This window comes from Streptomyces sp. BHT-5-2, assembly GCF_019774615.1.
GTDB lineage: Bacteria > Actinomycetota > Actinomycetes > Streptomycetales > Streptomycetaceae > Streptomyces.
Map to the genome: position 1 here is coordinate 852,990 of NZ_CP081497.1, position 14,859 is coordinate 867,848.

General features: G+C 72.8%; 7 protein-coding genes. 4 read left to right on the forward strand and 3 right to left on the reverse strand.

Annotation, left to right across the window (positions count from 1 at the left end):
* Positions 1-202 precede the first annotated feature (202 nt).
* The gene (locus tag K2224_RS31745) at positions 203-2,041 is read right to left on the reverse strand and encodes a sugar-binding protein (RefSeq protein WP_221910630.1); all 1,839 of its coding nucleotides are present in this window, start codon (positions 2,039-2,041) and stop codon (positions 203-205) included.
* 351 nt (positions 2,042-2,392) lie between these two features.
* On the opposite strand from K2224_RS31745, the gene K2224_RS31750 reads away from it, so the two are divergent.
* The 3 genes from K2224_RS31750 (at position 2,393) to K2224_RS31760 (ending at position 5,393) form a co-directional block, all read left to right on the forward strand.
* Positions 2,393-2,905: a SigE family RNA polymerase sigma factor gene (locus K2224_RS31750; protein WP_221910631.1), complete on the forward strand. Its 513-nt coding sequence runs from the start codon at positions 2,393-2,395 to the stop codon at positions 2,903-2,905.
* 155 nt (positions 2,906-3,060) lie between these two features.
* Positions 3,061-4,347: a hypothetical protein gene (locus tag K2224_RS31755; protein ID WP_221910632.1), complete on the forward strand. Its 1,287-nt coding sequence runs from the start codon at positions 3,061-3,063 to the stop codon at positions 4,345-4,347.
* Between the two features lie 137 nt (positions 4,348-4,484).
* Positions 4,485-5,393: a MerR family transcriptional regulator gene (locus K2224_RS31760; protein WP_221910633.1), complete on the forward strand. Its 909-nt coding sequence runs from the start codon at positions 4,485-4,487 to the stop codon at positions 5,391-5,393.
* A 110-nt stretch (positions 5,394-5,503) separates the two neighbouring features.
* Here the strand turns inward: K2224_RS31760 and K2224_RS31765 are convergent, their stop codons facing one another.
* Positions 5,504-6,640, reverse strand: coding sequence for a DUF4185 domain-containing protein (locus tag K2224_RS31765; protein ID WP_221910634.1), 1,137 nt, complete (start codon positions 6,638-6,640; stop codon positions 5,504-5,506).
* A 259-nt stretch (positions 6,641-6,899) separates the two neighbouring features.
* Between K2224_RS31765 and K2224_RS31770 the strand changes: the two genes are divergently transcribed.
* Positions 6,900-7,325, forward strand: coding sequence for a pyridoxamine 5'-phosphate oxidase family protein (locus tag K2224_RS31770; protein WP_221910635.1), 426 nt, complete (start codon positions 6,900-6,902; stop codon positions 7,323-7,325).
* A 40-nt stretch (positions 7,326-7,365) separates the two neighbouring features.
* On the opposite strand, the gene K2224_RS31775 is transcribed toward K2224_RS31770, so the two are convergent.
* Positions 7,366-14,715, reverse strand: coding sequence for a type I polyketide synthase (locus K2224_RS31775; RefSeq protein ID WP_221910636.1), 7,350 nt, complete (start codon positions 14,713-14,715; stop codon positions 7,366-7,368).
* Positions 14,716-14,859: the final 144 nt, after the last annotated feature.

Genomic DNA, 14,859 nt, shown 5'->3' on the forward strand with positions numbered 1-14,859 from the left:
CTGCGCGGGCCCCTCGGGCGTCCAAGTCAATGATGGACCCTGGGCGGCCGAGCAACGCAGGATCGGGCGAACCTGAGTGCCTGCGTAAGCTGGTCCGGTAGCCGAGTCGAGGGAGCGAGAGCCGGTGTCTGGGGACGTGGGGCCCTGGGAGGCGGTGGTGCTGCTGGTCGGCGGGCTCCTGGTGTATTTCCTGCCGTCCTTGTCAGTGCGGATGTCGCCGCGGGTGCCGGTGGCGGGGCCCGACCGCCAGGGGGACACCGGTGCGGCGCGCCTGGGCGACGGCGGCGGGCGAGTCCTTGCTGCGGGCGGCCTCCAACGGGATGTCCGCGGGGCGCGTCGGACGCCCGACGGGCGGTTGGTATCCGGGCAGTCGCAACGGGCCCCAGACATAGGGATCGGCCTGGGCGCTGCCGAACGGGGACCAGGCGAGCCGGCTCTTGCCGGTCTTGTCCTTGGTGTCGGAGTCGTAGACGAAGACGTTGGCGGTGAGACGGTTCGGGTCGACGGCGGCCGGCAGGGCGCTGAAGGGGATCTTCGCCTCGACGGTGTAGCCGGTGTACGGCTCGGTCACCGTGGCCGCGACGGCCATGCCAGGCGCGGTGGTCGCCGCCGGCCCCTGGCGGTTGTCGCCGTCCCGTTCGGCGCACGGCCCGCCGCGGTGCGCGGTGAACGGCAGGATGCCGGTCTTGAAGGTGGTCGAGGTGTCGTCGGAGTCACCGCGCGGATCGAGGTCGATCTCCACGGAGTCGGTACGCCAGTGCCGCTTGCAGTCGGTCCGGGCGTCCAGGGCCGCGCCCTTGATGTTGTCGCGGACCTGCACCAGGACGTAGAGGGCCGCGCCGTGGCGGGAGATCCGGGCGGTTGCCGAGCAGTCCGCCGGCGTGCACTGCTCTCCGTCCCAGTGACGCAACGTCAGCTGCGGGCCGGGGTACTCGCCGGGGCCTGCCCTGCCGTCCACGACCGGGGCCCTGGCGACGGCAGGGGCGGTGGTGCGAGGGTTGGCGGGGTAGTCGGGCTGGGCGTCGTCGGCGAGCCAGGGCAGCCCCGTGCGCTCCGCCCACTCCCGGAACTCGGCGTAAAGCGGCCGCAGACCCGACTGGTTCCGCACCTTCGCCCGTACGAATTCGCCGTTCCTGGCCAGGACGGTGAACCACTCGCACGGAAGCCTGCGGCGCGGCGTGGTGACCTTGCGCGGCAGTGCGCCGAGGCCCTGGGTGAGATAGGCCCGTGCGGCGTTCCGCTCGATCTGGGCCCAGGTCCTGCCGTTGGGCGCTCGGACGCCGGTCCAGTAGCCGACGACGGGGAGGCCGGTCGGCGGGTCGACGGCCCGGTGCCCGGCACATCCCGGCCCCACCGGCCCCTTGAACCCCCAACTCTGGGCGAGCAGTTCGGATGGCCTCCAGGGGCGGTACTTCTCCTTGCGGATCTGCTCGGGGAAGGCCGTGGGATCGGCGGCCAGGCGGAACGCCTCGATGGCCAGTCGCGCGGCCTGCTGGTGTGCGCCGTGTTGGTTGAAGGGCCGCGGGTCCATCGTGACCACCGTCTTCGGTGTGGTCGCGCGGATCAGCCGGACGATGCGTTCCAGGGTGTCCGTGCGCCGTTGCGGCGCCCGGTTCCAGATCTTGCCGGTGAGCGGCACCGACAGCGTGTACCAGAAGTCCGGCTTGTCGAGGTAGTAGACGTTGCGGATGCCCACCAGTCCCACGGCCTTGCGTTCCTCGCGTTCCCGGATGAGGCCCAGCTCGGCCCCCTCCTCCGGGCCGACCGCGTTCCCGCCGCCCTCGCCCCGGGTGATGGTGGCCACGCCGGCCGACTGACCCCGGCGCTGCCGCCACTGGCCGAAGGTCGCCAGTGACTGGAACTCGTCGTCCGGGTGCGCGCCGATGAACAGCACGTCCGTGTGCGCGCGATCGCGGGACGGGGCGACCGCGGGACGGACGTCGGGTACCGCCCGGGCACCGGAGGAGGGAATGGCGGCGCTGGACAGCAGGACGACCGCGGCGACCAGCGTCGACGCGAAGTGCAACGGCAGACGTGGCATCAACAGATCACTCGTCCTCGGTCGTGGACCAGGGCGTGTCCGACGGGTCGGGGTCGGACAGGCCCCTGGTGGGAACCATGTCAGGCTTTCCGGGGTGCCGAAAAGTAGGCGATAAACCACCTTTCGGGGTAGTCCGGACGGCGGCGGTGGCGGTAGTAGCGACGCCTTCCCTGTGCCCTCGCGCACTCTTGCGCACCCTTGTGCCAACTCCTTGGGAACGAAGCGAAACATTTCCTCCGCCCAACGCATCGAAGAGGTGAGGAAAGCAGTGCACACGCACACCCATACCAAGATGTACAGGCACACGCACACACATGCAGGCAAACCGGATCACCGGGGCAGGGAGAACAGATGAGGCAGGGCCGCGCGGAGGAGTGCGCGGAGTTCGCGGCGGCACGGGCCGGACACCTTTTCCGGTCCGCATGTCTGTTGACCGCGGGCGACACGCATCTCGCGGAGGACCTGGTGCAGGAGACGCTCGGCCGGCTGTACGTCCACTGGGGACGGGTCAGCCGGGCCGAGAACCCCGCCGCATACGCACAGACCGTTCTCACCCGCACCTTTCTCGCCCACCAGCGGCGCCGCAGCAGCACCGAGCGCACCATGGGCGTGCTGCCCGACCAGGCCGACGCGACAGACGGCGGTGACACGGCGTTGCGCGTCACCCTGCTGGACGCGCTCGGCCGACTGCCCGCCAAGGACCGGGCCGTGGTCGTCCTGCGCTACTGGGAGGACCGGTCCATCGCCGAGACCGCCGATGCGCTCAACGCCAGTTCGGCGGCCGTGCGCACCCGGTGCGTGCGCGCGCTCGGACGACTCCGGGAACTCCTCGGCGAGGACGTCGGGGCGTATGCCCACCCCTGACAGCGGCTTCACCGCCACGCCCCTTCGCTGTTCGTCACCTCGCCCTCCCGTCCTCCTGTTCGCCGTATGCGTCTCCGGACGCGCCAACTCCCTCGACTCCCTCGACTCCCTTGATTCTCTCGATTCTCTCGACCTCGCGGAAACGGTGATTCCTCATGCCCGTTGAGCAGCACAGCGATCCTTTCGAGGAACGGCTCTCCGCCGCCCTGCACCAGGTCGGCGGGGCCTTCGACGCCGACCGGGCCGCCCTCACCACCGCCGGTGCGGCGCACGGACGGCGGCTGGCGCTGCGCCGCCGGGCCGCCTTCGTCTCGGGCGCGGCCGGCGTCGCCCTCGCCGGTGTGGGCGGCGTACTGCTGGTGCCCTGGGGCGGTTCGCCGGCCGACTCCCGGCAGGCGTCGGTGGCCGCCGACGGGCCCCCGGTCAGGTCCGCCTCCTCGCCCAACGCCGCAGTCGGCAAGGAGGAGATGATCCGCACGTTGGAGAAGCTGCTGCGGAAGTCGCTGCCCGAGGGGGGCACGATCAGCAACGAGGAGGGGCGGGGCATGGGCGGCCAGGGCCTCGATGCGCGGCCGTTCGCGTCGGCCGTCTACGACGACGGCAAGGGACCCGCCGCCCTCTCCGTCTCCCTGGGCCGGGTCGAGCCCGGCGGTCCGGAGGCCCGCAAGCAGACCGAGTGCCCGGCCAAGGCGTTCGTCCCGTACGACGCCTGCTCCACCGAGCGACTGCCCGACGGCTCGGCGTTCATGGTCCTCCAAGGCTACGAGTACCCCGACCGTCGGGTGGACACCAAGTTGTGGACGGCGAACCTGGTCACGCCGAGCGGGCAGCACGTCTCCGTGCGGGAGTGGAACGCCGCCGCGGAGAAGGGCGCATCGGCCAGCCGACCCCAACCACCCTTGTCCCAGGCGCAGTTGAAGGCGTTGGTGTCGGCTCGGGAGTGGCGGCGGATCGTCGACGCGATCCCGGAGAACCCCCCGCGACGGGCCGGGAATCCGTTCGCTCCCCGGCAAGGCGCGGGCGCCCCGGCCGTCGACACGCTCTCCGGCCTGATCCCCAAGGGCCTCAGGGTGGTCGAGAAGAACGACGACGGCGGCCCCGAATTCGCCTATGCCGTCGTGGACGACGGACGGGGCCGCAGCCTCGTGGAGGTCAACGTCCAGCCGGGCATGGGGGACGTCGCCGGCGACCTCTTCCACCCGGGCGACGAGACCCTGCCCGACGGCACCCGTATCGCCGTCCACCGGGGCCCCGGCGAGAAGGGGGGCGACGGAGTGCGGATGTGGACCGTGGACACCCTGCGGGCCGACGGCAGGCGTGTGGTCGTCAGCGCCTTCAACGCCGACACGCAGCAGAGCGCCGCGACCCGCAGGTCTCCCGCCCTGACCATCGAGCAGCTGCGGCAGATCGCCCTCAGCCCGAAGTGGTGGCAGGGCTCCTGACAGCCGACCGACCCGCCCCCGGACAGAGGCTTCGCAAGAGGGGGCTCCGGAGCGGGGAGGCACAGGAGGCATGGGGAAGGGCGGCTTCGAAAAAGGGGCTTGCCTCTCCAGCTACTGGAAGGTCGAGAGTTGTTCCCGTGAGCGACCCCACCGAAATGCTGACCATCGGCGAGCTTGCCCGGCGTACCGGAGTCGCCGTGCGCACGATCCGCTTCTGGTCCGACAGCGGCGTCATCGCGCCGAACGGCCGCACGGCAGGCGGCTTCCGGCTCTACGACGCCGGCGCCGTCGCCCGTGTCGAGCTGGTCCGCACCCTGCGCGAGCTGGGGCTGGACCTGGACACGGTACGTCAGGTGGCCGACAGGCAGGTGACGGTGCGCGACGTGGCCAGGGCCCATGTGCGCGCACTGGATGCGGAGATCCGCACGCTGCGGGTGCGGCGCGCGGTGCTGGATCGGGTCGCCCGACAGGACAGTACGACCGAGGAGCTGAGACTGATGCACGAGCTGGCACGGATGTCCGCCGACGAGCGGCAGCGGATCATCGACGACTTCGTCCGGGAGACCTTCGACGGCGTCGATGCCCAGGCGCCTGGCGCACACATCGCCCAGGCCATGAGCACCATGCCCGCCCACCTGCCCGCCGATCCGACTTCCGAACAGGTTGATGCCTGGGCGGAGTTGGCGGAGCTGGTGAGCGACGAGGCGTTCCGTAGGCGGGTACGCGAGATGGCGGTGGCCGGAGCGCGGGGCGGCCCGCGGCCGGCGGGGCCCGACCCGGCGAAGGTCGCCGAGCACGCCGGAAAGGCAGTACGCGACGAGGTCGCCCCGGCCTCGGGCGAGGGGCAGGAGATCCTGCACCGGATCGTCGACCCGCACCTGCCGATGTCCGAACGGGCCCTGCTGGCCGGCCAGTTGGCAACCTTCACCGACCGCAGGGTGGAGCGGTACTGGCAACTGCTGGCCGTACTGAACGGCCGGCCGCCGGTCCCCTCGCACGTCCCCGCGTTCGAGTGGCTGATCGCCGCGCTGCGGTCCCACGCGTAGCGACGCAACGCTGCTGTCGCCGACCTGAGGGGGCATCAGCACAGACACACCGTGCGTGCGCACGTCCTCGGATCGGACGTGCGCACGCACGGTGTGCACCGGCCCCTGGCTCAGGACAGCATATGGACCTTGTACTGCATGAACCGGTAGTTCCACGGGTCGTACCACTGGCTGACGACGATGTGGAAGTTGCCGAACGTCGAACCGGGGACGACGAACCCGCCGTACGGAGCGGCGACGAAGTTGCCCACCTCCTGGCCCGGAGCGCCAGGCACGATCATGGTCTGCTCCAGCGTCCTGGTCAGGTCCGACGTCGGGAGCGGGAAGACCATCGCCCGGATCGACAGCGGGTTCATGTTCAACCAGGTGAGGACGTACTTGCCGTCCATGGCGCGGAAGCAGATCTCGCCCCACTTGCGGGTGCCGAACACGGTCGTCGGAGGGGCACCCCACCGCCAGCCACCGTCGGCGAAGCCCCACGGCTCGTAGGCGTCCGGGTTGCCGAGGCTCTCCTTCCGCACCCGGTGCAGCAGCATCCCCGACTCCACCTCGCGGTTGAAGACCGAGGACAGGACGTAGCAGTAGCCGTCGTCGGCCACCGCGTAGGTCTTCTGCTGGAACTGGCCGCCGTGCAGGTCCCCCGGCCACTGGCACAGGTACTCCCAGGTCTCACCGTTGTCGGTGGAACGCCAGAAGTCCGTGTGGTGGGTGTCGTAGATGACACCGCGCATCAGGTGCATGTACATCACGCCGTCGACGACGAACACGTCGGAGGGGATCGCCGTGGTGGCCTTGTCGCCGACCGGGTTGTGCGGTTCGTCGACCAGGCTGTTGGCGTGCCCGCCGCCGACGCTCCCGTCGATGTGCAGATTGTTCAGATCCGCACTGCTGGAACGCAGGCCGACCGGGGCGCGCCAGTCGTCGGCGGGCTCACCGGGCCGCGGTACGTGGTCGCCGTTGAAGGTGTCGCCGCCGACGAACAGCATGGTGCCGTCGGGGCACCGCACGGGGATGCCGAGGTCGGTCCAGGGTGAGGCGAACGGGCCGGTCTCGGCCGGTCCGCTCAGGTTCTTCACCTTGTACGCGACCGTCGGGCTGGACGGGTCGTTCGGCCCGCCGGCCCTCGCGATCCCCGCGGTCGAACCGATGACTCCCGCCCCCACGGCGGCGCCAAGACCCAGCTTGAGGAGCTTGCGGCGGGAGTGCCCGCCGGCCGTCGCGTCCTTCTCGTCCGATGGACGTGTCATTGTGTCGATGCCTTTCCGAGCCGGCCCAGTTGTACGAGGAGTTGCCCTCGGTGCCACTGGCCTGGGCGAGGGCTGCCCGAGCGCTCACCTCGTCGGGAGTGCCCGACCTTAGAGACGGCCGATGAAATGACGATGACTTGGCGGTGGCCTTCCTGGCGGGACCGGGCGGGACCGGCAGCACCGGGCGTCGAAGTCCGCTCCGGAGTGCCGCGGGCAAGCCGCATGACCGACGCAGCCGGTGGCCGTTAGGGTCGGCCGCATGAGTCTGTCGAAGCGAGAACGAGAGCTGTTTCTGGCCGAACCTCATGTCGGTGCGCTGTCGGTGGTCGAGCGCCCGGACCGGGCACCGCTGACCGTCCCGATCTGGTACCACTACACGCCGGGCGGCGAACTCTGGGTGCGCACGGGCCCCGACTCCCGTAAGGCGCGGGCGATTCGGCAGGCGGGGCGCTTCAGCCTGCTGGTGCAGCGGACCGAGCCGACCGTGCGCTACGTCTCCGTGGAAGGGCCGGTGATCAGGACGGCACCCGACAGCCACGAGCTGTCCTGGGAGATGGCCGCGCGGTACCTTCCCGAGGACAAGGTCGCCGGCTTCGTCGAGTACGACAAGGCACACCTCGGCGAGCACATCGCCATCTACATGAGCCCGGAACACTGGATCTCCTCCGACATGGGAGCGTTCTGAGCCGAACGAGACGGCCCGCCGCCCCGTATCGCATCGCCGCTCAGGCGTTCGCCGACGTGTGGATGCCCAGGCGTTGGTGCACCAGGCGGGCGAAATGGGTCAGCCCGCGGCCGCTGCCCAGGAGTTCGGTGGGCGCGAGCCGGATGTCGAAGTGCTCCCGGGCACGCACCAGGAATTCCGTGGTCATCAGCGAGTCCAGACCGAGGTCCTCCAGGCCGCGCTCCGCGTCGAGTTCGTCCGGATCGGCGCGCAGCACGCCGGCGAGCAGACGGGTGAGGATGTCGGTGATGGCGCGTACGGCGTCGTCCGGGGTCATCGCGGTCAGGGAGCGCAGCAACTCCTCGCGGCCGTCGTCCGATGCGGCGAGGCCGGCCGGGACGAGAGCGGCGTAGCGCGGCGTGGCCAGGGCCGGCAGGACGCGGCGGGCGCGGGCCCAGCGATAGCGGCCGACACCGGCGACCGCGGTGTCCGTGGTGAGGAGCCGGTCGGCGGCCGCGAACGCCTCGGGCGGCGCGAGGGGTTCGAAGCCGAGGGCGGCCATACCGGCGCCGAGGTCGTTGCGGGCCACATAGCCGGTCTCGGCGATGGGCCCCCAGGCGAGGGCGGTGGCCGCCCGCCCGTCGTGCCGACGGCGTCGGGCCAGGGCCTCCAGGTAGGCGTTCCCGGCGGCGTACGGGGCCTGCGCCGGATTGCCGGTGCCGGCGCTGACCGAGGAGTACAGCAGGAACACGTCCGGATCGAGATGGGCGGTGACGCGGTCCAGGACGTCGGCGCCGCTCGCCTTGGGGGCGAGGACGTCGGCGAAGCGGTCGTCGGTGAGCTCGGCGAGCGGGGCGTCGTCGAGGTGCATGGCGCAGTGGACGATGCCGCGCAGCGGATGGCCGGTGGCCTCGATGGTCTCGACGACCTGGCGGACGGCCCGCTCGTCGGTGACGTCGACCGCATGAGCCGTGGCGTGGACGCCGGGCCGCTGGAGGCGGTCCAGGACGGTGGCCGCTTCCGGTGCGGTGGCCCCGCGGCGGCTGATCAGGGCGAGGTGCCGGGCGCCGCGGTCGGCGAGCCAGTCGGCGGTGGCGGCGCCGAAGCCACCGAGTCCGCCGCTGATCAGATAGGTGCCGTGCGGGTCCAGGGCCGGGAGGGCCGGGGCGGGCTCGACGGCGACGGGTTCGTCCAGCGGGTCGAAGGAGACGACCACCTTGCCGATGTGCCGGGAGTGCTGGAGGACCCGGAACGCCTCGTCCACCTGGGCCGCCGGATAGACGACGTGGGGGAGCGGACGGTAGTCGCCGTTGGTGACCCGTGCGGTGAACTCGCGCATCAGGTGGGGGCCGCGGACCGGGTCGTAGATGACGCGGTCGAGGTTGAACCCGAGGAAGGTGAGGCTGCGGTCGAAGGGGCGCAGCAGGAGGGGGTTGTTGCGGAAGACGTCGCGCTTGCCCAGTTCGATGAAGCGGCCGTTGGGGCGCAGCAGGTCCAGGCCGTGGGCGATGGCCTCGCCGCTGAGGGAGTTGACGACGACGTCCACACCCTGACCGCCGGTCAGCTCCCGGATCCGCGGTGCGAAGTCCAACGTCCTTGAGTCCAGGACGTGTTCGACACCGAGGGTGCGCAGCAGGTCGCGCTTGACCTCGGTGCCCGCCGTGGCCATGACCCGGGCGCCCAGGCTCCGGGCACACTGGACGACGGCGAGCCCGACGGCTCCGGCACCGCCGTGGACGAGCACGGTCTCGCCGGGGACCGGCCGGGCCTGCTCCGCGAGGGTGTGGTGGACGGTGAGGAACGCCACCGGGAAGGTCGCCGCCTCGGCGAAGCCCATGCCGTCGGGGATCCGGACGATGCTGTAGGTCGGTACGACCACGTGCGAGGCCAGCGCCGCAGGCATGAGGCCGCAGACCCGGTCGCCGGGCGACAGGCCGGTGACCTCGGGCCCGACGGCCCGGACGACGCCCGCCCCGTCGGTGCCCAGGCCGCGGCTGAGCGGGCTGCCCTCGACGGCCTCGGGCGGCAGCAGACCGTTGGCCCGCATCGGGTCGCGGTAGTTCAGGCCCACCGCGCGGATCTCCACCAGGACCTCGCCGGGGCCCGGCCGCGGGGGATCCATCGCGCGCCAGACGAGCCGGCGGGAGAGCCCCGGGTCGCGGACCTCCAGGATGTAGGGGGCGTCGGAGGGCATGGCGGCGGGTTGGTCGTACGGGCGCTCGGTCTGGCGGGGGACGAAGCGGCCGGCCCGGGTGAGCACGATCTCGTCCTCGTCGCTGGGGGACAGCAGCTCGTCCGCCAGCCGTCGGGCGTCGACGGCGGGGGCCTCGGCGCGGTCCAGGGAGATCCGTCGCAGCCGCAGGTCGGGCCGTTCGTTGGCCAGGGTGCGGGCCACTGCCCAGATGGCGGCGTCGACGGGGTGGGCGGGGCGCTCGGGGCCGGGGAACAGGCCGCTGGGGCGGGTGACCAGCCACACCTGGACGTCCGGTCCGGCGGCGGTGTCCGCGAGGGCTCGTAGGACGGCGGCACGGCGGGTGGTCCGGGAGGTGACAGTGTCGGAAGCGTCCGCCGCGGAGAGCAGCAGGACGACTCCGGGGGCGGCGTCCTCGGCGGCGAGCGCGGCGGCCCAGTCGGCCCGGCGGTCCGTGGCGGCGATCGTCCCGGCCCCGCCCAGGAGTTCGGCGAGCGCACGGGCCGTCGGTGTCTCGTCGGGGGTCTCGGTGGCGACGACCCAGGTGGTGCCGGCGGGCGGGGTGGGCGCGGCGGTTTCGGGGGGCGGGAGGTGGTCGGCGGCCGCCAGGAGCACCGAGCGGTCCTCGCAGCCCGTGCGGACGGCGCCGGTGAAGCCGCACTCCGTCAGGAGCGGCACCCAGCGGTCCGGGGGCAGCAGCCGGGTCTCCGGTCGCAGCGCGCGGTCGCGGCGCTGCCAGAAGGACTCGGTGGTGCCGAGGAGGAAGCCCGAGCGCGGTGTGCGGTGGGGTTCCGTGGCGAGCAGTACGCCGCCGGGCGCGAGCAGGGTGTGGACGTGGCGCAGCGCTGCGGTCAGGTCGGCGGCGGGGTGCAGGGCGTCACCGGCGAGGACCAGGTCGAAGCCGTGGCGGGGGAGACCTTGCGAGCCCGGGTCGGAGTCCGGATCGAGGGTGCGGAAGTCCACGAAGTCATGGGCGGAGAGCCGGTGTTCGGCGAGGGCGCAGCCGGACGTGGTGGTGGCGGTGCAGGTGTAGCGGGTGCGTTCCGGAGGCAGCAGGGGCAGCAGTGCCGTGCCGAGCCCGGTGGTCCCGGCGCCGACCTCCAGCACCCGCAGCGGCCGGTCCGGCGGCCAGCGCCGCACGACCTCGGCCAGCAGCGCCCGGGCGACACGGTCGGTGCAGCGGTGGCCGGGCGCGGTGGCGTGCAACCGCTCGTATGCGACGTCCCCGGCCGGGAGCAGCTCCAGCGGGTCCGTGGTGCCGCACAGCACCTCGGGCAGGTGCCGCAGCTGTCGGTTCAGCAGTACGGCCTCGGCGCCGAACGCCGGGTGCTCCTCGACGAGGCTGCGCAGCAACTCCGCGGGGCGGAGCGGGCCCTGGACCAGCCGCCAGCGGGCGTCGGCAGCCGGCTCGACGTGCCCGCTGCGCTCCAGGAAGGGAAGCATCAGCCGGACCAGGCGGCGGTGCTGGGGCTGGAGCCCGCCGGCCGTCAGGTCGGGGATGCCGAACACCGCGGCGGGGTCGCCGAGCAGGCCGGCGAGAGCGGCACTCCAACAGTGCGCGCCGGCCCGCTCGGCCGCGGCGACGAACCGGTCGTGGCCGGTCTCCCGCAGGGCCGTGCGCGCGGCGGTGATCCGGTCGGCGGCCGCCGCCGCGAGTTCGGCGGGAGGCGGCAGCGGCGAAGGGGCGGCCGGGGCATGCGGAGGCGGCGCGGCACGCAGCACGGTGTGCTGGACCGTGACCGGGGTGTGGTCGGTGTTGTGCATCCGCCGGGTACGGCAACCCTCGATCTCCGCGGTGACCGTGCCGTCCTCGTCGGCGTAGGTGATGTCCCAGCAGAACTCGTTCTCGGTGCGGGCACGCCGGCGCAGATGCACCAGGCCGGACGGCGCGGGGGTGCGCCAGACCCGGATCGTGCCGAACACGGACGGCAGATAGGCCCGGCCGCCGCCCATCTGCTCCTCGGCCAGTGCGACGGTGGCCTGGAGCGGGCCGTCCAGCAGCACCGGGTGCACCGTGTACCCCTCGCCGGTGCCTTCGTGGCGATAGGCGGCCACCAACTCGTCGGCACCGACGCGTAGTTCGTCGAGCAGCTGGAAGGCCGGCCCCAGCTGGAGGCCGACGCGGTGGCAGGTGCGGTAGTAGTCCGGGCGGCTGATGCGCCGCGGGCAGCGTGCGCGCAGGGCGGCGGGGTCGACCGGGTCGGGGGCGGTGCCGAGCAGGGTGCGGACCTCGGCACGGACGACCGGCTGACTCGGGGCGCCGCGGGCCTCGCTGCTGCTGATGGTCAGGACGCCGCCGTCCGGGACGACCGCGGTCTGGAGCCGGAGACCTCCCGGGTCGGGCCAGCCGAGGGGCAGCGGGCGGCCGATCTCCAGATGACGCACCTCCACCGGGCGGTCGAGCGCCAGCCGCCCGGCGGACAGGGCCATCTCGACGTATCCGGCGGCCGGCATCAGCACCGTCTCCGCGATCCGGTGGTCGCCCAGCCAGGGGACGAGCTGGGGTTCGACGGAGCCCTCCCACAACGGGTGCGGGGCGGGGAGCCGTTCGCCCAGGAGCGGATGTTCCCACAGTCCGCTGCCGCTGGTGCGCATGACGTGGTCCTGCGGGGTGCCGTTCCAGTGGCGCTCGCGCTGCCAGGGGTAGGCGGGGAGGTCGGTCACCCGGCCGGGGCGGGGGAAGTGGGCCCGCCAGTCCAGGGCGGCGCCGGCCGCGATCAGAGCCGCCACCGCGGCCGCCATGTCCCGGGCGTCGTCGCCGTCGCGCCGCAGCGTGGGGACATGGGTGGCGTCGGTGCGGCGCACATAGGACCGCAGCACCGGATGCGGGCCGATCTCGACGACGATGTCGGCCTCCTCCGCCAGGACATGGCCGATCGCGTCGGCGAACCGGACCGGCTCGCGGACATTGCGCCACCAGTAGTCGGCGGTCAGCTCCTCGCCGGCCAACGGTGCGCCGGTGACGGTGGAGACGAACGGGATCCGGGCCGCGCCGGGGGCCAGTCCGGCCAACGCTGCGCCCAACGGGGCGGCGAGCGCGTCCATCGCCCGGCTGTGGAAGGCGTAGTCGAGGTCCAGCTCGCGGAAGAAGACGTCCCGGGCCCGGAGTTGGTCGCCGAGCGCCGCCAGGGCCTGCGGGTCGCCCGCTACGGTGACGTCCCGATCGCTGTTGATGCCGGCGATCTCCAGGGCGCCGTCGTGGTCGGCGAGCGCCTCGCGCGCCGCCGTCTCGGACAGGCCGACCGCCGCCATCCGACCGGCGCCCGCCGTACCGCCCTGGGTGCGGCTGCGCTCGGCGATCACCCGGGCCGCCTCGTCCAGCGTCAGGGCACCGGCGGCATGGGCGGCGGCCACTTCGCCGACGCTGTGTCCGACGACGGCCGCCGGGTGCACGCCCCGGTCGGCGAGCAGGGCCACCAGCCCCACCTGCACGGCGAACAGGGCCGGTTGGGCGATCTCGGTGCGCTGCCAGCGCGGCGGGTGCGGGCAGGCCAGCTCCGTCGCCACCGACCAGCCCGTATGGCGGGCGAGAGCCGCGTCCGCCTCCTCCACGGCCGTGCGGAAGGCCGGCTCGGTGGCGAGCAGCCCGGCCGCCATGCCGGGCCACTGGGAGGCGTTGCCGGAGAAGGCGAAGGCGACCGTCTCCCGCCGGGCCTTGCGGACCCTGGCGCCGGCGGCGGGCGCCTCCGCGAAGAGCCGCTCCAGCTCCTCGGCGGCCCGGCGGGGGCCGTCGGCCAGGACCGTGGCGCGGTACGGGTGGGCGCTGCGGCGCCGGGTGCTGGTGTGCGCCAGGTCGAAGAACTCCTCGGGCGCCGCTTCCCTCAGGCGCGTCGAGACCCGCTCGGCCAGTGCGCGCAGTGCCTTGGGCGAGCGGGCCGAGAGGGTCACGGGGAGCGGTCCCTCGCCCCGTTCGGTGTGCTCGGGCGGTGGTGGGGGAGTCGTCAGCACGGCGTGCGCGTTGGCCCCGCCGAAGCCGAAGGAGTTGATGCCCACCGCGGCCCTGGCCGGACGGGGGAGCTCCACGGCTTCGACGGTCGGTGCCAGGCACAGTCCGTCGAAGTCGATGGCGGGGCTGAGCGGGCGGGCGTGCAACGTGGCCGGCGCCACACCGTGCCGGAGCACCAGCAGGGCCTTGCACAGGCTCGCCATTCCGGCGGCCGGCTCCAGATGCCCCACGTTGGACTTGACCGAGCCGATCGGCAGCGGCCCACAGGTGCGGAGCTGCCCGAGCGCCCGGCCGATGGCGGCTGCCTCCGCCGGGTCGCCGGCCGGTGTGCCCGTGCCGTGCGCCTCGAAGTAGACCAGTTCGTCCGGGCTCACCCCCGCCCGCTCGTAGACCACCCGCAACAGCGCTTCCTGGGAGGTGGAACTGGGCAGGGCCATGCCCCGGGTCCGGCCGTCGCAGTTGGTGCCCGTACCGGCGATGACCGCATGGATGCGGTCGCCGTCGGCCTGCGCGTCGGCCAGCCGCTTGAGGACGACGACACCTCCGCCCTCGGCCCGGACGAAACCGTCGGCGTCGGCCGAGAAGGCCGCGCACCGGCCGCGCCGCGACAGCATGGCCGCGTGTGAGAAGCCCGCGAAGCCGGCGGGGCCGATCAGCACGTTGACGCCGCCGACGAGGGCGGTGCGGCTGGTGCCGTCCAGCAGGGTGCGGCAGGCCCGGTCCAGGGCCACCAGCGCCGAGGAGCAGGCGGTGTCGATCGACATGCTCGGTCCGCGCAGGTCGAAGAAGTACGACAGGCGGTTCGCGGCGATCGAGAGGGTGGCGCCGCTCATGGCGTACGGGCTGGCGTAGGTGTCGAGTGTGCTCTGGAGCTGCCCGTAGGCCGGGTCGGAGATGCCGACGTAGACGCAGGTGTCCGACCCGGCGAGCGACTCGGCGGGGAGGCCCGCGTCGTCCAGCGCCTCGACGGCCATCTCCAGCAGGAGGCGCTGCTGGGGGTCGATGTAGGGGGCTTCCTTGGGGGCGATGCCGAAGTAGGCGGCGTCGAATCCGCTCACGTCGTCGAGGAATCCTCCGGCGGCGGTGTAGCTCCGGCGTGTGCGCACGGCGCCGGGATCCACGAAGCGGGACTTGTCGAACCGGTCCGGCGGGACCTCGCCGACCAGATCGCGGCCGTCGCGCAGTGCCGCCCAGAGTCCGGCCAGGTCGGTGATGCCGCCGGGCAGTCGACAGCCGGCTCCCACCACGGCCACGGCCGCGTCGTCATGCTGCATCTCAGCCTCCCGTCGCCCCACGTACGACTGGTTCAGCCATCCCGGTCGACCTACCCGTTCGCTGGTCGGCTAAGGCTTATTTAACTACTTCGGGTGAACTACCCAGATACATACGGAAGTTGATGTTGCGTCCTTTTATGGTGG